Below are 17,909 nucleotides of genomic sequence, written 5' to 3' on the forward strand. Positions count from 1 at the left end.
ATGGCGCGAGCGGTCGGTATCGACCTGGGGACGACCAACTCCGTCGTTTCCGTCCTGGAGGGCGGTGAACCGACGGTGATCGCCAACTCCGAGGGCTCGCGGACCACGCCGTCCATCGTGGCCTTCGCGAAGAACGGCGAGATTCTCACCGGACAGCCGGCGAAGAACCAGGCGGTCACCAACGTCGACCGCACCATCCGGTCGGTCAAGCGGCACATGGGCACCGACTGGAAGAAGCAGATCGACGACAAGTCCTACACCCCGCAGGAGATCAGCGCCCGCGTGCTGATGAAGCTCAAGCGGGACGCCGAGGCGTACCTGGGCGAGGAGGTCACCGACGCGGTGATCACCGTCCCGGCGTACTTCGAGGACGCCCAGCGGCAGGCCACCAAGGAGGCCGGGCAGATCGCCGGCCTGAACGTGCTGCGCATCGTCAACGAGCCGACCGCCGCGGCCCTGGCCTACGGTTTGGACAAGGGCGAGAAGGAGCAGACCATCCTGGTGTTCGACCTCGGTGGCGGTACCTTCGACGTGTCGCTGCTGGAGATCGGCGAGGGCGTCGTCGAGGTGCGGGCCACCAGCGGTGACAACCACCTCGGCGGTGACGACTGGGACGAGCGCATCGTCGAGTGGCTGGTCGAGAAGTTCAAGTCCTCGTCGGGCATCGACCTGACCAAGGACCGGATGGCCATGCAGCGGATCAAGGAAGCCGCGGAGAAGGCCAAGATCGAGCTGTCCAGCTCCTCCACCGCGAACATCAACCTGCCCTACATCACCGTCGACGCCGACAAGAACCCGCTGTTCCTGGACGAGACGCTGACCCGGGCCGAGTTCCAGCGCATCACCTCCGACCTGCTGGAGCGCTGCCGCAAGCCGTTCGAGGCCGTCATCCGCGACGCCGGCATCAAGGTCGACGACATCGACCACGTGGTGCTGGTCGGCGGCTCCACCCGCATGCCCGCGGTCACCGACCTGGTCAAGGACCTGACCGGTGGTCGCGAGCCGAACAAGGGCGTCAACCCCGACGAGGTCGTGGCCGTCGGCGCCAGCCTGCAGGCCGGTGTGCTGCGTGGTGAGGTCAAGGACGTCCTGCTGCTCGACGTCACCCCGCTGTCCCTGGGCATCGAGACCAAGGGCGGCATCATGACCAAGCTGATCGAGCGCAACACCACGATCCCGACCAAGCGCTCGGAGACCTTCACCACCGCCGACGACAACCAGCCGTCGGTGCAGATCCAGGTGTTCCAGGGTGAGCGCGAGATCGCCGCGCACAACAAGAAGCTCGGCATGTTCGAGCTGACCGGCATCCCGCCGGCCCCGCGCGGTGTGCCGCAGATCGAGGTCACCTTCGACATCGACGCCAACGGCATCGTGCACGTCTCCGCCAAGGACCTCGGCACCGGCAAGGAGCAGTCGATGACCATCACCGGCGGCTCCGCGCTGCCGAAGGAGGACATCGAGCGGATGATCAAGGACGCTGAGGCCCACGCGGAGGAGGACAAGAAGCGCCGCGAGGAGGCCGAGGCCCGCAACCAGGCCGAGACGCTGGTCTACCAGACGGAGAAGGTGCTCAAGGACAACGACGAGAAGCTGCCGTCGGAGGTCAAGGACAAGGTCAAGTCCGCGATCGACGAGGTCAACGAGGCGCTCAAGGGCAGCGACGTGGCCGCGATCTCCGCCGCGGTGGAGAAGCTGGCCACCGAGTCCCAGGCGCTGGGCCAGGCCCTGTACGCCGACGCGGGCGCGAACGCCGCCGGTGCCGGTTCGGGCGCGGCCGGTGACAGCGGCTCCGCCAAGGCCGGTGCCGACGACGTGGTGGACGCCGAGATCGTCGACGACGAGGACGAGAAGAAGAAGTGACTTCGGACAGGCCGGAAATGTCGCGCAACGAAGGTGAGCAGGAGCCGGTGGTGGTCCGGGACCGCCGGCGCATCGACCCGGTGACCGGTCAGCGCCGGACTCCTGCTCCGAGCGGAGAAGAGGCGCAGGTGGCCGAAAGCATGTCCGGCACGCTCGACGACGAACTGGTCGACGGCTCCGAGCAGGCCGCGGCGGCGGCCGAGCAGGAACAGCCGGCCGGTGCGGCGTCGGCCGGGCTGCAGCAGAAGGTCGACGAGCTCACCGAGGACCTCAAGCGGGTCACCGCCGAGTACGCGAACTACCGCAAGCGGGTGGAACGCGACCGCGAGGCGGTGATCGTCGCGGCGAAGGCATCGGTGGCCAGTGACCTGCTGACGGTGCTCGACGATCTGGAGCGTGCCGAGGCCCACGGCGACCTCAACGGGGCGTTCAAGGCCGTCGCGGACAAGCTGATCGCGACGCTCAACTCGGCCGGGCTGGAGGCATTCGGTCAGGAGGGCGACGAGTTCGACCCGTCGGTGCACGAGGCGGTGCAGCACAGCACCTCCCCCGACGTGTCGGGCCCGACCGTGACCACCGTGCTGCGCCGCGGCTACAGATTCGCCGACCGGGTGCTGCGCCCGGCAATGGTCGCGGTGACCGACCACGAGCCGGCCGCCGCGGCCGACGAGAACCAGGCCGAGCAGGATTGATCAGCAGCGAAGGGAGGGACGTCCGGTGAGTGCTCGGGAATGGATTGAGAAGGATTTCTACGCCGAACTGGGCGTCTCCTCCGACGCCTCGGCCGACGAGATCAAGAAGGCATACCGGAAGCTGGCGCGGGAGAACCACCCCGACGCCAACCCCGGCAACGCCCAGGCCGAGGCCAAGTTCAAGGCCGTCTCCGAGGCGTACGGGGTGCTCTCCGACCCGGAGAAGCGCAAGCAGTACGACGAGGCCCGCCGGCTGTTCGGGTCGGGCGCGTTCGGCGGCCAGGGCGGCGGTTTCGGCGGTTTCGGCGGGCCGGGGGGCTTCGACCTCGGCGACCTGTTCGGCGGTTCCCAGGGCGTCGGTGGCCTCGGCGATCTGTTCGGGGGCCTGTTCGGCAACCGGCGACCCGGTGCCACCGGCACGGCCAACCGGCCGCGGCGCGGCGCCGACGTCGAGACCGAGGTCCGCATCGACTTCACCGAGTCGGTGCGCGGAGCCACCGTCCCGCTGCGGCTGTCCAGCCCGGCGACCTGCGCGACCTGCCGCGGTTCGGGTGCCCGGCCGGGCACCCGGCCGCGCACCTGCCCCACCTGCGCCGGGTCGGGTCTGGTGACCCGCAACCAGGGGGCGTTCGCGTTCAGCGAGCCGTGCCCGGACTGCCGGGGGCGAGGGTCGCTGATCGACTCGCCGTGCCCGGACTGCCGGGGTGAGGGGGTCAGCACCCGCAGCCGGACACTGACCGTGCGCATCCCGGCCGGGGTGTCCGACGGGCAGCGGATCAGGCTGGCCGGCCAGGGCGAACCGGGGCGGCACGGCGCCGCGGCCGGTGACCTGTACGTGGTGGTGCACGTCAGCCCGCACCGGGTGTTCGGACGTTCCGGTGATGATCTGACGATCACGGTGCCGGTGACCTTCCCCGAACTCGCGCTGGGCACTACGTTGACCGTGCCGACCCTGGACGGAAAGGTCACGCTCAAGGTCCCGGCCGGGACCAGCAGCGGCCGCACCTTCCGGGTGCGCGGCAGGGGCGTGGGCAAGAAGGACGGCAGCAGTGGGGATCTGCTGGTGACGCTTCAGGTCGCAGTTCCGTCCAAGTTGGACGGCAAGGCGGCCGAGGCGCTGGCGGACTACGCGAGGGCGACCGCCGACCACGATCCGCGACGCGAGCTGAACGAGCTGCTCGGGAGGTAATCATGGCCGGTCGCCGTACATCCGAGCCTGGCTTCGGGTTCCCGCCCGGGGCCAACGAGGACACGCCGATGTTCGTGATCTCGGTCGCCGCCCAGCTCTCCGGTCTGCACGCGCAGACGCTGCGCAGCTACGACCGGCTCGGCCTGGTCTCGCCCGGGCGAACTCCGGCGGGCGGTCGGCGTTACTCGCTGCGCGACATCGCCCTGCTCCGTGAGGTGCAGCGGCTGTCGCAGGAGGAGGGCGTCAACCTGGCGGGCATCAAGCGCATCATCGAGTTGGAGAACGAGGTCGATGCGCTGCGCGCGAAGGTCCAGGAGCTCACCGAGGAGGTGGCGGCGGCGCACGCCGCGGCCGAGCAGGCGGCGGCCCGCATCCACGCCTCCTACCGCCGGGACCTGGTGCCGGTTCGGCAGGAAACAGCACTGGTCGTCTGGAAACCCGACCGCAAGCGCAGGTAAGAGACGCCGACAGTCAGCGGCGTCTTCCGTCTTGTTCGCCCCGGCCACCTGGCACCGCGAGCTTCGCTGGGTCCGGACAGCGTCAGTCCAGGGTGAACGGGTCGTAGCGGATGTGATCCAGCGGCGTGCCCGCGACGAGCATGCGGGAGACCGTGGCCCGGATCATCGCCGGGGAGCCGCTCACCAGCACGTCCCAGTCCCGCCACGCGCCGTAGCGGGTGACCACCTCGGCGAGGGTGCCGTGCTCGGCGCCCGACACCTCGGGCTCGTTCTCCAGGACCGGCGTGATCGTCAGCCACGGGTTGCTCATCGCGATCCGCTGGAGGTTCTCCAGGTCGTAGAGGTCCTCGCGGGTCCGGCCGCCGTAGAACAGCTGCACGCGCGGGTTGTCCCCGTACTGGGCCAGCTCGTCGATGATCGCGTGCATCGGGGCGACCCCGGTGCCGCCGGCGATCATGAGCACGTCCGGGGAGGTCTCCCGGTCCACGGTCAACCGGCCCATGGGCGAACCGATCCGCCACTGGTCGCCGGGCCGGGCGTGGCCGACCAGCGCACGGCTGACCCAACCGCCCTCCACGGCCCGCACGTGGAACTCCATGATCCCGTCGTCCGCGGGCGCGTTGGCCGGGGTCAGGTAGCGCCACAGCCTGGGCCGCTGCGGCACCTCCACGCTCACGTACTGCCCGGGCAGGTACGGCACCGGGTGGTCGGGCTGGACCCGGATCACCGCCACGTCCCAGCTGAGCCGTTCGTGGTGGATGACCTCGCCGTTGTACCAGGCGGGGCCGTCGTCGGCGGCGGCCGCCTCGGTCATCGCCGAGGCCATCACGGTGTATGCCTCCGCCCAGGCGCGCTCGACCTGGTCGGTCCAGGCGTCACCCGCGTACTTCTTGATCGCGGCGAGCAGCGCGGTGCCCACCGCCTCGTAGTGTTCGGTCACCACGCCGAACTTGCGGTGGTCGCGGCCGAGCTGGTGCAGGAACGGCAGCAGCTCGTCGGGCTTGTCGACCATCTGGATCACATGCACCAGTGCCCGCAGCAGGCGGCTGCGCTGCACTTCCATGTTCACCGCGAAGAGCTCGCGAGTGGAGGGGCAGAGGCTGAAGAGCATCCCGTAGAAGTACTTCGCCACCTCGTCGGCGTGTGGCTCCACCACGGCGTAGCTCTCGCGGATCAGGCGAACCATCCTGCTCACACCGGAGGGCGTCGGCTCGCGGTTCGGGGGTTCGGGGATCGGTACGGCGTTCGCTGTCATGCTTCGGGTGCAGTCTTCTCCACGTTGGCGGTCGTACCCGGGGCAGGCACACCGCTACTTGCAAGCGTCCCCCGACACATGGTGGACCCTAACTCCTGTTCGGTGACAGGTGTGCCTTGATGCCACTCTTGAGTGCTTTCTGACTACATGTCGTTGATGATGCATGGCCCCGTTGGGCGAACGCAGTATCCACCGCTCCGAGTCACGAGAAGGGCGTGACACGGTGGGCCGCGTGACCCCCGATCAGCTGACTCCGACCGGCACCGCTGACGCCGCGTTGCTGGCCCTCGAACTGTCCGATCCGCCGTCCCCCGCGCGGCGGGTCACCACCCCGCTCCAGCACCACGAGCTGGTGCCACCGCTCGACCCGTTCGGCGAGGACCGGCCGGTCCCGCTGCCCGGTTCCGCCGGCGAACATCTGCTGCAGCGCGCCTTCGGCACCGACAAGCGGGCCCGGCGGTTCTACGACGAGCAGGTGCTGGACCACCTGAACGCCGAGATGAAGGAGTTCATCGGCCGCATGGAGATGGCCTTCGTGGCCACCTCGGACACTCGCGGCGAGTGCGACGCCAGCCTGCGCGCCGGTCCGCCCGGGTTCATCCAGGTTCTCGACGACCGCCACCTGTGCTACCCCGAGTACCGGGGTAACGGCGTGCTGGCCAGCCTCGGCAACATCAGTGAGAACCCGCACATCGGGATCCTGCTGGTGGACTTCGTGACCGACCTGATCGGTCTGCACGTCAACGGCCGGGCCCGCATCGTCGAGGATGCCGACATGCGGGCGATCCACCCGGCGCTGCCGGCGGAGTTCGACCGCGGCCGGACGCCCGAGCGCTGGGTGGTGGTGCAGGTCGAGGAGGCGTACGTCCACTGCCGCAAGCACATCCCCCGGATGGTCCCGGTGCACCGGCAGCGCAGCTGGGGCACCGACGACAGCAGGCGCAAGGGCGGTGACTACTTCGGCGCCAAGGGCACGCCGCGCCCCTGGCACCGCGAGCCCGCCACCTCCTGACGCCGCTGGCCGGAGCCCCTGCCCCTCCTGAAGCCTGGCCCGGGAAGGAAATGTGGGAGAGCCCGCGCCCGCCCCCCGGGGCAAGCCCCCAGATCTGGGCAAACCTGGGAGCTTAGAGTGGGCGAAACGGACTAGCGTTGGACCTGCGGGTACCGGCGCGTGGTGCCTCCCGGACCGGGTGGAGGCGCGGGTGGGAGAGCAGTGATCGAGCAGGACGAGGCGCGGGGCGCGACCGGTGGTGAGGGCGTCGACCGGCGGGCCGCGGCGGAAACCGTGGAGCGCGAGCTGGTGTTGCTGTTCCGGCGGGCCCGGAACCTGTCGACGACGGTCGCGGCGCACGTGCACCCGGATCTGGACCCGGCGTCGTACAGCCTGCTGCTGATGGTCGATGACGCGGGGTCGCTGCGCGGCATGGACGTGGCGGACCGCACCGGCCTGGACAAGTCGACGGTGAGCCGCCAGATCGCCACCCTGGTGGACCTGGACCTGCTGGAGCGGGTGCCGGACCCGGATGACGGCCGGGCCCGCCGCATCCAGCTGTCCGAGCTGGGCCGGACGCGGCTGGCGCAGGTCCGCGCGGAGCGCCGCAAGCACCTGCACGGGCAGTTCGCGAGCTGGTCGACGCGGGATCTGAGGGATCTCGCCCGCCTGCTGGGCAAACTCAACGCCATGATGTGGCCACGCTGAAGGGGCACTCCGCACCCGCTTGGTGAGGGGAGCCCCTCGCGCCTGTGAACAGGGCGTCTGTTCGGAGGCGTCCTTCAGTAGCTTTCGCGTGCCGGTTCCGGACGTCACACCGCGACAAGTTGCGTCGTGCAACTAACCGGGCTTATAGTTGCGTGCAGCAACTAAGGATTGGTTTCGGACATGGGACCGACACTGAAGACCTGCGGCGAACTGCTCCGGCCGCTCCGCGCTCTGATGGCGCTCAAGCAGGTCGCGCTGCAACGGGGACACTTCGCGGACCAGGTGCCCTACGCCGCCGCCGGGCTGCTCACCGAACTGGTGCACCGCGGCGAATGCCGGGCGTCCGACCTCGCCCACCACCGCATCGTCGACGCGTCGGTGGTGAGCCGTCAGCTCGGGCAGCTCGAGCAGGCCGGGCTGATCACCCGCCGCCCCGACCCCGCGGACCGGCGGGTGTCACTGCTGCGCGCCACGCCCGACGGCGAACGCGCGGTCGCCGAGCTCGAACGCCGCAAGGCGGAGTGGATCGCCAGCGCACTGGCCAGCTGGGACGACGCGAAGGTACGCGAACTGACCCGGTTGCTGGGGGACGCGATGGACGACATCCGCCGCCACACGATCAACGAGGGGATCTGCCCGGCAGGCCCCGGGACCAGGGAAGGAACTCGATGACCAGTTCGACGGAGGTGGTGCCCGAGGCACCGGCCAGCCGAGGAGCGCAGGACGAGGCGTCGCCGCCGATGACGCACCGCCAGGTCATGGAGGCGATGTCGGGGCTGATGTTGGCGCTGCTGGTCGCCATCCTCAGCTCGACGATCGTCTCCAACGCGCTGCCCCGCATCATCGCAGACCTGCACGGCACCCAGAGCCAGTACACCTGGGTGGTCACGGCGATGCTGCTGACCTCCACCGCGTCCACCCCGATCTGGGGAAAGCTTTCCGACCTGTTCAGCAAGAAGCTGCTGTACCAGCTGGCCATCACGATTTTCACGGTCAGCTCGGTGCTCGGCGGCTTCGCGCAGTCCATGGAGACCCTGATCGGCTTCCGCGCCCTGCAGGGCATCGGCATGGGCGGTCTGCAGGCCCTGATCCAGGTCGTGATCGCCGCGATGGTCGCGCCGCGTGAGCGCGGCCGCTACAGCGGCTACATCGGCGCCACCTTCGCGGTCGCCACGGTCAGCGGCCCGCTGGTCGGCGGCCTGATCGTGGACACCTCCTGGCTCGGCTGGCGCTGGTGCTTCTGGGTGACCGTGCCGATCGCCGTGATCGCCTTCGTCGTGCTGGGCCGCACGCTGAAGCTGCCGGTGATCAAGCGGCCGGTCAAGATCGACTGGTTCGGCGCGCTGTTCCTGGTCGGCGGCGTGAGCCTGCTGCTGGTGTGGGTGTCGCTGGCCGGCAAGCAGTTCGACTGGTGGTCGGTGGAGACCGCGGCCTTCGTCGGCGGCGGCCTGCTCGCGCTGGTCGTCGCGGTGATCATCGAGGCCAACGTCGCCGAGCCGATCGTGCCGCTGGGCATGTTCCGCAACGCCACCGTCACGCTGGCCACCATCGGCACCGTCGCGGTCGGCACCGCGATGTTCGGCGGCGCGGTGTTCCTCGGCCAGTACTTCCAGATCTCGCGCAGCTTCACGCCCACCGAGGCGGGGCTGATGACGCTGCCGATGGTCATCGGCATGTTCCTGTCCTCGACGGTGTCCGGCCAGGTCATCTCCCGCGTCACCGGCAGGACCAAGCCGTTCCTGGTGGGCGGCGCGATCGTGATGATCGCGGCGATGGGGCTGCTGGGCACCATGGACCACGAGACGGACCTGTGGCTGGTCGGCGGCTACCTGTTCCTGATGGGCGCCGGCGTCGGCATGCTGATGCAGAACCTGGTGCTGGCCGTGCAGAACGCCACCAGCGCCCGGGACATGGGCTCGGTGACCTCGGTGGTGACGTTCTTCCGGACCCTGGGCGGTTCGGCGGGCGTCTCGGTGCTGGGTGCGGTGCTGGCGGCCCGCGTCGAGGACTACATCATGTCGGGGCTGGCGAAGCTCCCCGGTGCGGCGCAGGCCATGCAGGGCACGGGCGGCGGCTCGCTGGACGTCGCCCACCTGCCGGCCCCGGTGCAGGCCATCGTGCGGGCGGCCTACGGTGACGCGATCGGCGACATCTTCTTCATCTCCGCCTGCATCTCGGTGGTGACCCTGCTGGCGGTGCTGTTCCTGCGCGAGACGCCGCTGCGCAGCACGATCGACAGTCATGAGGAAAGGGAGGCGGCTGCCGTGGCCGCGCATGACGACGCTGTGGACAACCCCGCCCGTCCTGTGGACAACTCGGCGGGTACTCGCCCCGCGGTGAACGGTTCCGCCCAGGTTGGAGGCGTCGAGCGGGGACCCGCGCGACTGGCCGCCGAACCTGTGGACAACTCTGTGGATGAACACTTCCGGGCCTGGTCGGAGCCGGTCGGGCCGCGCCGCTACGCGACCCGGCACCACGCTGCCGCGGACAGCGACGGGCTGTTCGTGCACGGCACCGTGCACGACTCGGTCGGCACCCCGGTCTCCGGGGTGGTGCTCACGCTCACCGACGCCAACGGCCGCCAGGTCGAGCGCGCTCGCACCGACCAGGACGGCCAGTTCCGGCTCGGCGTCGACCACGGCGGCACCTACGTGCTGATCGCCTCCGGCGGCAGCTACCAGCCGACCGCCTCGATGGTCGTGGTCGCGGACCGGCCGGTGCGCCACGACGTGCAGCTGCTCGGCGCGGGACGCCTCACCGGCCTGGTGCACGTCGGCGGCTCAGGTGTCGCCGGGGCGATGGTGGTGCTCACCGACGTGCGCGGCGAGGTGGTCGCCACCTCGCCGACCGGGGCGGACGGCCGTTACGAGTTCGCCGACCTGGTCGGCGGCTCCTACGCGCTGACCGTCACCGCGCCCGGCTACCGGCCGGTGGCCAACCCGATCACCGTCACCGACGGCGAGCAGGCCGTGCTGGACGTCGCGCTGCAGTCCGGTGCGCAGCTCAGCGGTGTCGTGCGGTCGGCGAACCTGGGCGTCGCGGTGCCGGACGCGCGGGTCACGCTGCTGGACTCCAGCGGTGCGGTCGTCGGCGCGACCATCACCGACATCGACGGCACCTACACGTTCACCGACCTGCCCGACGGGGAGTACACGGTGATCGCCACCGGGTACCCGCCGGTCGCCAGTTCGCTGCGGCTCTCCGGGGAGCACAGCACCCACGACGTCGACCTCGGCTACCCGAACGACTGACCAGAGTCCGGACCTGCCCTGGCGAGCTCTACGGGAACCGCCGCCCCGGGGCCGGTCCGCGGCATCCGGGTGGGCCCTGGCGCCCACGAACCACGGAGGAGATGTTCCACATGGATCTCGGCCAACGACAGGCCGAAACGCCCACCGCCGCGGCCGGCGGCGGGGCGGTGACCGCGACGGTGCGCGGCGGCGACGGCTGGCCGGTGCCGGAGGCGGTGCTCACCGTCATCGACGGCACCGGCACCCAGGTGGCGCGGGTGCAGGGCGACGCGCAGGGATCGGTGGTGGCCACCGGCCTGAAGGCGGGCACGTACACGGCGATCGTCACGGCCGTGGGCCACGAGCCGGTCGCCCGCACCACGCTGGTACACGAGGGGACCGCCGCGACCCTCGGAGAGGTGGAGCTGCGCCGCGCCGGCGGGTCGGAGCTGCCCGCGCCGGGCCTGTGGCGCATCGACCCGGTGCACTCGTCGATCCTGGTCACCGCCAAGCACCTGGGGATCAGCAGCATCCACGGCCGGTTCAACGAGTTCAGCGGTGAGGTCCACATCGCCAACCCGGTCGAGCGGTCCGAGGTGGTGGCGCGGATCGTGGCGGCCAGCGTCGACACCGCGAACGCGATGCGCGACGACCACCTGCGCGGCGCGGACTTCCTGGACGTGGAGCAATTCCCGGAGATCACCTTCCACTCCACCGGGCTGCGGCCGCGCGGCGGGGATCGCTGGGACCTCGACGGGGAGCTGACGCTGTGCGGGGTGACCCGGCCGGTGCGGCTGGACACCCGGTTCGCCGGGGTGGGCCCGGACCCGTGGGGTGGCACCCGCGCCTCGGCGACGGCGACCACCCAGCTGCGCCGCGAGGACTTCGCGATCACGTTCAACCAGGCTCTGCAGACGGGCATCGCCGCGATCGGCACCACCCTGAAGGTCGAGATCGACATCCAGGCGGTCCGCGAAAGCTAGACGGTTTCCCGGAGATCACCTGGTCGGGTCACATCACTGTCTCCTTCGCCTTGAGCGGAACTCGCTCAACTTTCCTGTCGTTCCTTGTGTGTAACAATGGGTACGAGGCTGATGCCGGGGACGAGTCATCCGGCGACGAGGTGAGGAATGGACGCGTTCAACCCGACGACCAAGACCCAGCAGGCGATCTCCTCCGCGGTGCAGGCCGCCACGGTGGCCGGCAACCCGGACGTCGAACCCGCGCACCTGCTCGGCGCGCTGCTCGCCCAGGGCGACGGGCTGACCGCGCCGCTGCTGTCCGCGGTCGGGGCCGACCCGACCGCGGTGCGCCGCGAGCTGGAGCAGATCATCAACGGGCTGCCCGCCGCCAGCGGCAGCAGCGTGTCCGCGCCGCAGCTGTCCCGTGAGGCGGTCCGGGCGCTGTCCCACAGCCAGCGGCTGGCCACCGAGATGGGCGACGAGTACGTCTCCACCGAACATCTGCTGGTGGGGCTCGCCGCCGAGGGCGGACGGGTCGCCGACCTGCTGCGCAGGCACGGCGCGACGCCCGACACGCTGACCGAGGCGTTCGCCAGGGTCCGCGGGTCGGCGCGAGTGACCAGCCCCGACCCCGAGGGCACCTACAAGGCGCTGGAGAAGTACGGCCAGGACCTGACCGAGCGCGCCCGCAAGGGCGAACTCGACCCGGTGATCGGCCGGGACGCCGAGATCCGCCGCGTCGTGCAGGTGCTGTCCCGCCGCACCAAGAACAACCCGGTGCTCATCGGCGAGCCGGGTGTCGGCAAGACCGCGATCGTGGAGGGCCTCGCCCAGCGCATCGTGGCCGGGGACGTACCGGAGTCGCTGCGCGGCAAGCGCGTGGTGGCCCTTGATCTGGGCTCGATGGTGGCGGGGGCGAAGTACCGCGGCGAGTTCGAGGAGCGGCTGAAGGCGGTGCTCAAGGAGATCACCGACGCCGCCGGGCAGATCATCACCTTCATCGACGAGCTGCACACCATCGTCGGCGCCGGGGCGACCGGCGAGGGCGCGATGGACGCCGGCAACATGATCAAGCCGATGCTGGCCCGCGGCGAGCTGCGCATGGTCGGCGCCACCACCCTCGACGAGTACCGCGAGCACATCGAGACCGACGCCGCCCTGGAACGCCGGTTCCAGCAGGTGCTGGTCGGTGAGCCGAGCCCGGAGGACACGGTGGCGATCCTGCGCGGGCTCAAGGAGCGCTACGAGGTGCACCACGGCGTGCGCATCACCGACGGTGCGCTGGTCGCCGCCGCCACCCTGTCCGACCGCTACATCACCGCGCGGTTCCTGCCCGACAAGGCCATCGACCTGGTCGACGAGGCCGCGTCGCGGCTGCGCATGGAGATCGACTCGCGGCCGGTGGAGATCGACGAGGTCGAGCGCGCCGTGCGGCGGCTGGAGATCGAGGAGATGGCGCTGTCCAAGGAGGACGATCCGGCCTCCCTGGAGCGGCTGGCGGCGCTGCGTGCCGAACTCGCCGACCGCCGCGAGAAGCTGTCCGAGCTGACCGCGCGCTGGCAGCAGGAGAAGGAGTCCATCGACCGCGTTCGCGACCTCAAGACGCAGCTGGAGCAGCTGCGCGGCGAGTCCGAGCGCGCCGAGCGCGACGGCGACCTGGGCAAGGCCGCGGAGCTGCGCTACGGCCGGATCCCGCGGTTGGAAAAGGAGCTGGAGGCGGCCACCGCGGCGCAGGCCGAGCACAAGGCCATGCTGCAGGAGGAGGTGACCGCGGACGACGTGGCGGACGTGGTCAGCTCCTGGACCGGTATCCCGGCCGGCCGTCTGCTGGAGGGCGAGACGGCGAAGCTGCTGCGCATGGAGGACGCGCTGGGTGCCCGCGTCGTCGGCCAGACCGAGGCGGTGCAGGCGGTGTCCGACGCGGTGCGCCGGAGCCGCGCCGGGGTCGCCGACCCGGACCGGCCGACCGGCTCGTTCCTGTTCCTCGGCCCGACCGGTGTCGGCAAGACCGAGCTGGCCAAGGCGCTGGCCGAGTTCCTGTTCGACGACGAGCGGGCGATGATCCGTATCGACATGAGCGAGTACGCCGAGAAGCACTCGGTGGCCCGGCTGGTCGGCGCGCCGCCCGGCTACGTCGGTTACGACCAGGGCGGGCAGCTGACCGAGTCGGTGCGTCGCCGCCCGTACTCGGTGGTGCTGTTCGACGAGGTGGAGAAGGCCCACTCGGACGTCTTCGACGTGCTGCTGCAGGTGCTCGACGACGGGCGGCTCACCGACGGGCAGGGCCGCACGGTGGACTTCCGCAACACCATCCTGGTGCTGACCTCGAATTTGGGGTCGCAGGCGATCGCCGACCCGAACCTCACCGAACAGCAGCGTGACGACGCGGTCATGTCGGTGGTGCGGCAGCACTTCAAGCCGGAGTTCCTCAACCGGCTGGACGACGTGGTGGTGTTCCACTCGCTGTCCACCGAGGAGCTGACGTCCATCGTGGACATCCAGGTGGACCGGCTGGCGCAGCGGTTGGCGCAGCGGCGCCTCACCCTGGACGTGCAGCCCGCGGCCCGGGACTGGTTGGCGCTCAACGGTTTCGACCCCGTCTACGGCGCCCGCCCGCTGCGCCGCCTGGTGCAGTCGGCGATCGGCGACCAGCTGGCGCGCAAGCTGCTGGCGGGCGAGATCCGCGAGGGCGACAAGATCCGGGTGGACGTCACGGACGACAACAACACCCTCACCGTCGAACCAGCAACCAACTAACCCGCCAAACAAACCCCGGCCACACACCGGCGCGGTGGGCTCGGGCGGCGGAGTGGGCTGGTCAGATCCGGGCGAAGTTGTCGCAGAGGGCCTGCCACTCGGCGCGGTCCAGTCCGGGACCCGGCAGCGGCGGGCCGTCCGCCCGCAACCCCTGCAGGACCAGCGCGAGATAGCGGGCGCGGAGTTCGGCGCGGCGCGCCTCGCTGGTGGGCAGCCTCGGGTTGAGGTGCTTGAACAGCATCAACACATCCATCCAGGAGACGTCCCGGCGCAGCTGCCCGGCCTGCTGCGCCGCCTCGACGATCTCCTCGAGGAGTTCGGCGACGCGCTGCTGAAGATCCCGGAACTCCACGGAGTAGGTGTGCTGCGCGTCCATCGGCGGCAGCACGGTGCCGATCCCGGAGCCCGCCCGCAGGCACCGGGACATGAATCGGACGAGGGCCCGCCACGGGTCCGGCTCCTCCGCCCGCGCGGCCTCGGCCTCCTCGACGAGCAGCCGGAATGACGCGATGCGGACCTGCTCAACCAGGTCCTGCTTGCTCGGGTACCGGCGGTAGACGCTGGCCACGCCGACCCCGGCGCGCTTGGCGACCTCGGACATCGGCGCCGCGAACCCCTGCTCGGCGAACACCTCGCGAGCTGCGGCGATGACCTGGTCGTCGTAGCGCGCCGATCTGTTCGGTGCGGGCATAACCACAGGGTACGCGGTCCGCGGAATGTTTGGTTCCGCAGCGGGGTTGGGTGGAACGGAATCATCCGTTCCGCGTGGGCTGGCGGGTCCCGCGGCTGGAGGAAGCAGAGGAAGGGCATGACCACCACTGAACTCGTCGAGCCCCGCAGCCGGGTACCGCTGCGCAGCGGCGCCCTGTCCCGGTCCGCTTCGTTCTGGCTCGTCGGAGCGGTGTACGCGCTGTTCCTGATGGCCTCCACAGCACCATCCCCGATGTATGCCGTCTACCAGCAGCGGTGGCACTTCACCAACACCGTGCTGACCGAGGTGTTCGCGGTCTACGCGGTGGCGATCCTGCTGGCGTTGCTGCTGTTCGGCTCGCTGTCCGACCACATCGGCCGCCGCCCGGTGCTGCTGGCCGCGCTCGCCGGGGAGATCGTCGCGATGCTGGTGCTCGCCGCTGCGCCCGGCGTCGGCTGGCTGTACGTCGGGCGTGCGTTGCAGGGCCTGGCCACCGGCGTCGCGACCAGCGCGATCAGTGGCGCGCTGCTGGACTTCCAGCGATCGGGCACGAACCGCGGGTCGCTGCTCAACGGGGTCGCCGCCAGCATCGGCATGGCGCTCGGCTCGCTGGTGGCCGGTGCTCTCGTGCAGTTCGCGCCGGGGCCGACGCTGACCAGCTACCTGCTGCTCGTCCTCGGTTTCGTGCTCGCCGTGCCCGCGGTGGTGGCGATGCCCGAACCGGTCGCGCGCCGCAGCGCGCTGCGCGACGTGCTCCGCCCGCAGCGGCCCACCGTCCCGGCGGGCAAGGGCACCGCGTTCGCGCTGATGGCGACGACGCTGCTCGCGTCGTGGATCGTCGGGGGGATGTTCATGTCGCTGGGGCCGTCGGTGGCCAAGAACCTGGTGCGCGGCAACCCCCACCTCGTCGGCGGGCTGGCGGTGGCGGTGCTGGCCGGTTGCGGCGGGCTGGCCCAGCTGGTGCTGTCGAGGTGGTCCGCTCACCGGGCGGTCCGCACCGGTGCACCGCTGATGATCGCCGGACTGGCTGCGGTGGCGTCGTCGGCACTCGGCCACGACGCGGTGGTGTTCTTCGCCGGGTCCGCGGTGTTGGGCGTCGGCTGGGGCCTGATGTTCATGGGCGGTTTCCGGATGCTGACGGGCCTGGCGACGCCGGAGGACCGCGCGGGCACCTCGGCGATGATCTACGTGGTGGCATACCTGTCGGCGGGGGTGCCGAGCGTCGTTCTCGGCTTCGTCAGCACGGTCTTCAGCCTGACGACGGCGACCGTGGTTTTCGCGGCGACGGCGGCCCTGTTCGCGACGATCGCGGCGCTCTCCACCTTCATCCGCCCCTGAACTGCCCCAACACCATGGAAGGCCAGCCTCCAACGTCACGTGGTCCGGGGCGGATCGGCCGGGAGCTGGCGGTGGTCACCTGAACGGCCCTGGCAAGCCGCCGTTCGGGGACGGTTTTCCCAGGTCAGCGTCAGCCGATAGAGCGGTTCCGCGGTCGAGAACCAGGTGATCTTCGCCAACGCCGGAGATCCGGCTACCCTGCGCTGTGTGGGCATACCTGCGTGGCTCTGGTTCGTCGTCGCCGTCGTCGCCATCGGTGCGGGCGTCGCCCTGCTGATCGCCGACCGATCGCAGCGCGCCGCCAACAACCGGGAACGGCGCCGCTGGGCGGCCCTACGCGGCTGGCAGTTCGCCGAGGTCGACCAGGTACTGCCGACCCGGTGGGCGCGCGGTGTGCTCGCCCAGCACGGCGGTGCCACCGCCACCGACGTGGTGGCCGGTTCGACGTTCACCGCCGACGGACGTCGCCAGGTGTCCGTGCTGGACCTGGACGTCAACGGGCGACCGGTCGCGACGCTGGTCGGCATCCGCTGCCGCCGCAGCGCCCCGGCGACCGTCGAGCTGTGGCTGCCGGACGTGCCGGTGCCGCAGGACTCGGGACTGGACCTGCTCGGCCCGGTCGGCTCCCGCTACGCGTTCGTCACCGAGGTCGCCGCCGCCCGCCCGCTGGTCACCCCGGACCTGGTGGACGCCACCGAGGAGATCGGGGACGACGTCACCGTGGTGTGGCTGGAGAAGGACTGGGTGCTCGCGGCCCTGCACCCGGAGGACGCCGCCCCGGCCCGCCTGGAGCGGCTGCTCCGCGACCTCGGCGAGCTCGCCGACCTGGTGGACCCGTTCGACACCGACCCGAACGAGGCCCAGGCCCAGCCCGAACCCGAACACTCCGCGGAACGCTGACCGCTCGCGAACCGGCGATTCCGGCAGAACTTCTCCCCGGACACCGCCGGGAGCAGTCCACGCGATACTCCACCCAGTCCCTTCGGTAGGTTCTCGGCATGGCTACCGCACTCGTCACCGGCGCCACCGCGGGCATCGGCCGCGCCTTCGCCCGGCGGCTCGCCGCCGAGGGCCACGACATGGTCCTGGTCGCCCGCGACACCGACCGGCTCGCCGAACTCGCTGACCGGCTCCAGGACCGGCACGGGATTCGCGCCGAGGTGCTCCCGGCCGACCTGGCCGACAGCGAGCAGCGGGCCGCGGTCGAGCGGCGCCTGTCCGACGACCAGCGCCCGGTGGACGTGCTGGTCAACAACGCCGGTTTCGGCACTGCCGGCGAGTTCTGGGACACCTCGGGTTCGACGCTGCGCAAGCAGCTGGACGTCAACGCCGGAGCCGTGCTGGCCCTCACCCACGCCGCGGTGCGCGGCATGCGTGAACGCGGCCGCGGCGACGTGATCAACGTGTCCAGCGTCGCCGGGTTCTTCCCGGTGTCCGGCTCCACCTACGCGGCCACCAAGGCGTACGTGACCGCTTTCTCCCAGGGCCTGTCGGTGGCTCTGGCCGGGAGCGGGGTGCGGATCATGGCGCTGTGCCCGGGCTTCACGCAGACCGAGTTCCACCAGCGGGCCGGGCTGGAGATGAGCCGGCTGCCGCGGCTGTTCTGGCTGCAGGCCGACCAGGTGGTGCACGAGGCGCTCGCCGACCTGCGCCGCGGCAAGGTCGTCTCGGTGCCGGGCGCGCAGTACAAGGCGCTGGTCGCCATCGGCCGCCTGATCCCGCAGCGCGTCCAGCGGATGATCGTGACCCGCACGGTGCCCGGGCGCACCTGAGCTCCC

Annotated in this window: 15 protein-coding genes; 13 read left to right on the top strand and 2 right to left on the bottom strand. The window is 70.8% G+C overall.

Annotated features, from left to right (window positions below):
- Genes dnaK through IEY17_RS20735 form a run of 4 tightly spaced genes read left to right on the top strand, consistent with a single transcriptional unit; the run spans position 1 to position 4,199 of the window.
- Entirely contained in the window at positions 1–1,860 is a 1,860-nt protein-coding gene (gene dnaK / locus IEY17_RS20720; RefSeq protein ID WP_188990281.1) for a molecular chaperone DnaK, read from the top strand.
- Positions 1,861–1,877: 17 nt separating this feature from the next.
- Positions 1,878–2,552, top strand: a complete 675-nt coding sequence (grpE, locus tag IEY17_RS20725; protein WP_188990385.1) for a nucleotide exchange factor GrpE — start codon at positions 1,878–1,880, stop codon at positions 2,550–2,552.
- Positions 2,553–2,577: 25 nt separating this feature from the next.
- Entirely contained in the window at positions 2,578–3,741 is a 1,164-nt protein-coding gene (gene dnaJ / locus IEY17_RS20730; RefSeq protein ID WP_188990283.1) for a molecular chaperone DnaJ, read from the top strand.
- A gap of 2 nt (positions 3,742–3,743) precedes the next feature.
- Positions 3,744–4,199 carry a heat shock protein transcriptional repressor HspR gene (locus IEY17_RS20735; RefSeq protein WP_308424015.1) on the top strand — a complete coding sequence of 152 codons (456 nt, stop codon included), beginning with the start codon at positions 3,744–3,746 and terminating at the stop codon, positions 4,197–4,199.
- A gap of 82 nt (positions 4,200–4,281) precedes the next feature.
- Here IEY17_RS20735 and IEY17_RS20740 read toward each other — a convergent pair whose 3' ends face one another.
- The gene (locus tag IEY17_RS20740) at positions 4,282–5,385 is read right to left on the bottom strand and encodes an FAD-binding oxidoreductase (protein WP_229680378.1); all 1,104 of its coding nucleotides are present in this window, start codon (positions 5,383–5,385) and stop codon (positions 4,282–4,284) included.
- A gap of 301 nt (positions 5,386–5,686) precedes the next feature.
- On the opposite strand from IEY17_RS20740, the gene IEY17_RS20745 reads away from it, so the two are divergent.
- From IEY17_RS20745 to clpB, 6 genes are all read left to right on the top strand, one after another.
- Positions 5,687–6,466, top strand: coding sequence for a pyridoxamine 5'-phosphate oxidase family protein (locus IEY17_RS20745; RefSeq protein ID WP_188990287.1), 780 nt, complete (start codon positions 5,687–5,689; stop codon positions 6,464–6,466).
- Positions 6,467–6,667: 201 nt separating this feature from the next.
- Positions 6,668–7,153, top strand: a complete 486-nt coding sequence (locus IEY17_RS20750) for a MarR family winged helix-turn-helix transcriptional regulator (protein WP_188990289.1) — start codon at positions 6,668–6,670, stop codon at positions 7,151–7,153.
- 180 nt (positions 7,154–7,333) lie between these two features.
- On the top strand, positions 7,334–7,825 hold the full coding sequence (locus IEY17_RS20755) for a MarR family winged helix-turn-helix transcriptional regulator (protein WP_188990291.1): 492 nt from the start codon (positions 7,334–7,336) through the stop codon (positions 7,823–7,825).
- A gap of 68 nt (positions 7,826–7,893) precedes the next feature.
- On the top strand, positions 7,894–10,404 hold the full coding sequence (locus IEY17_RS20760; protein WP_483407260.1) for an MFS transporter: 2,511 nt from the start codon (positions 7,894–7,896) through the stop codon (positions 10,402–10,404).
- Positions 10,405–10,514: 110 nt separating this feature from the next.
- Positions 10,515–11,366 (top strand): YceI family protein, encoded by an 852-nt coding sequence (locus IEY17_RS20765; protein ID WP_188990389.1) that lies wholly within the window; start codon positions 10,515–10,517, stop codon positions 11,364–11,366.
- A 147-nt stretch (positions 11,367–11,513) separates the two neighbouring features.
- Positions 11,514–14,102: an ATP-dependent chaperone ClpB gene (clpB, locus tag IEY17_RS20770; protein ID WP_188990295.1), complete on the top strand. Its 2,589-nt coding sequence runs from the start codon at positions 11,514–11,516 to the stop codon at positions 14,100–14,102.
- Between the two features lie 61 nt (positions 14,103–14,163).
- On the opposite strand, the gene IEY17_RS20775 is transcribed toward clpB, so the two are convergent.
- Positions 14,164–14,793, bottom strand: a complete 630-nt coding sequence (locus tag IEY17_RS20775; protein WP_188990297.1) for a TetR/AcrR family transcriptional regulator — start codon at positions 14,791–14,793, stop codon at positions 14,164–14,166.
- Between the two features lie 117 nt (positions 14,794–14,910).
- On the opposite strand from IEY17_RS20775, the gene IEY17_RS20780 reads away from it, so the two are divergent.
- The 3 genes from IEY17_RS20780 to IEY17_RS20790 all read left to right on the top strand — a co-directional run bounded on the left by IEY17_RS20780 (position 14,911) and on the right by IEY17_RS20790 (position 17,903).
- The gene (locus tag IEY17_RS20780) at positions 14,911–16,131 is read left to right on the top strand and encodes an MFS transporter (RefSeq protein WP_188990299.1); all 1,221 of its coding nucleotides are present in this window, start codon (positions 14,911–14,913) and stop codon (positions 16,129–16,131) included.
- A 207-nt stretch (positions 16,132–16,338) separates the two neighbouring features.
- On the top strand, positions 16,339–17,031 hold the full coding sequence (locus IEY17_RS20785) for a type III secretion system chaperone family protein (RefSeq protein WP_373289912.1): 693 nt from the start codon (positions 16,339–16,341) through the stop codon (positions 17,029–17,031).
- Between the two features lie 98 nt (positions 17,032–17,129).
- Positions 17,130–17,903, top strand: a complete 774-nt coding sequence (locus IEY17_RS20790) for an SDR family NAD(P)-dependent oxidoreductase (RefSeq protein WP_188990301.1) — start codon at positions 17,130–17,132, stop codon at positions 17,901–17,903.
- Positions 17,904–17,909: the final 6 nt, after the last annotated feature.

Source organism: Saccharopolyspora thermophila, assembly GCF_014646075.1.
GTDB classification, from domain to species: Bacteria; Actinomycetota; Actinomycetes; order Mycobacteriales; family Pseudonocardiaceae; genus Saccharopolyspora; species Saccharopolyspora thermophila.

What these genes read in the sequence shown, in the direction of transcription:
- dnaK (WP_188990281.1), top strand. Translation starts at nt 1, where the DNA reads ATGGCGCGAGCGGTCGGTATCGACCTGGGGACGACCAACTCCGTCGTT.
- grpE (WP_188990385.1), top strand. Translation starts at nt 1,878, where the DNA reads ATGTCGCGCAACGAAGGTGAGCAGGAGCCGGTGGTGGTCCGGGACCGC.
- IEY17_RS20735 (WP_308424015.1), top strand. Translation starts at nt 3,744, where the DNA reads ATGGCCGGTCGCCGTACATCCGAGCCTGGCTTCGGGTTCCCGCCCGGG.
- IEY17_RS20740 (WP_229680378.1), bottom strand. Translation starts at nt 5,385, where the DNA reads ATGGTTCGCCTGATCCGCGAGAGCTACGCCGTGGTGGAGCCACACGCC.
- IEY17_RS20755 (WP_188990291.1), top strand. Translation starts at nt 7,334, where the DNA reads ATGGGACCGACACTGAAGACCTGCGGCGAACTGCTCCGGCCGCTCCGC.
- IEY17_RS20760 (WP_483407260.1), top strand. Translation starts at nt 7,894, where the DNA reads ATGACGCACCGCCAGGTCATGGAGGCGATGTCGGGGCTGATGTTGGCG.
- IEY17_RS20765 (WP_188990389.1), top strand. Translation starts at nt 10,515, where the DNA reads ATGGATCTCGGCCAACGACAGGCCGAAACGCCCACCGCCGCGGCCGGC.
- clpB (WP_188990295.1), top strand. Translation starts at nt 11,514, where the DNA reads ATGGACGCGTTCAACCCGACGACCAAGACCCAGCAGGCGATCTCCTCC.
- IEY17_RS20775 (WP_188990297.1), bottom strand. Translation starts at nt 14,793, where the DNA reads ATGCCCGCACCGAACAGATCGGCGCGCTACGACGACCAGGTCATCGCC.
- IEY17_RS20780 (WP_188990299.1), top strand. Translation starts at nt 14,911, where the DNA reads ATGACCACCACTGAACTCGTCGAGCCCCGCAGCCGGGTACCGCTGCGC.
- IEY17_RS20790 (WP_188990301.1), top strand. Translation starts at nt 17,130, where the DNA reads ATGGCTACCGCACTCGTCACCGGCGCCACCGCGGGCATCGGCCGCGCC.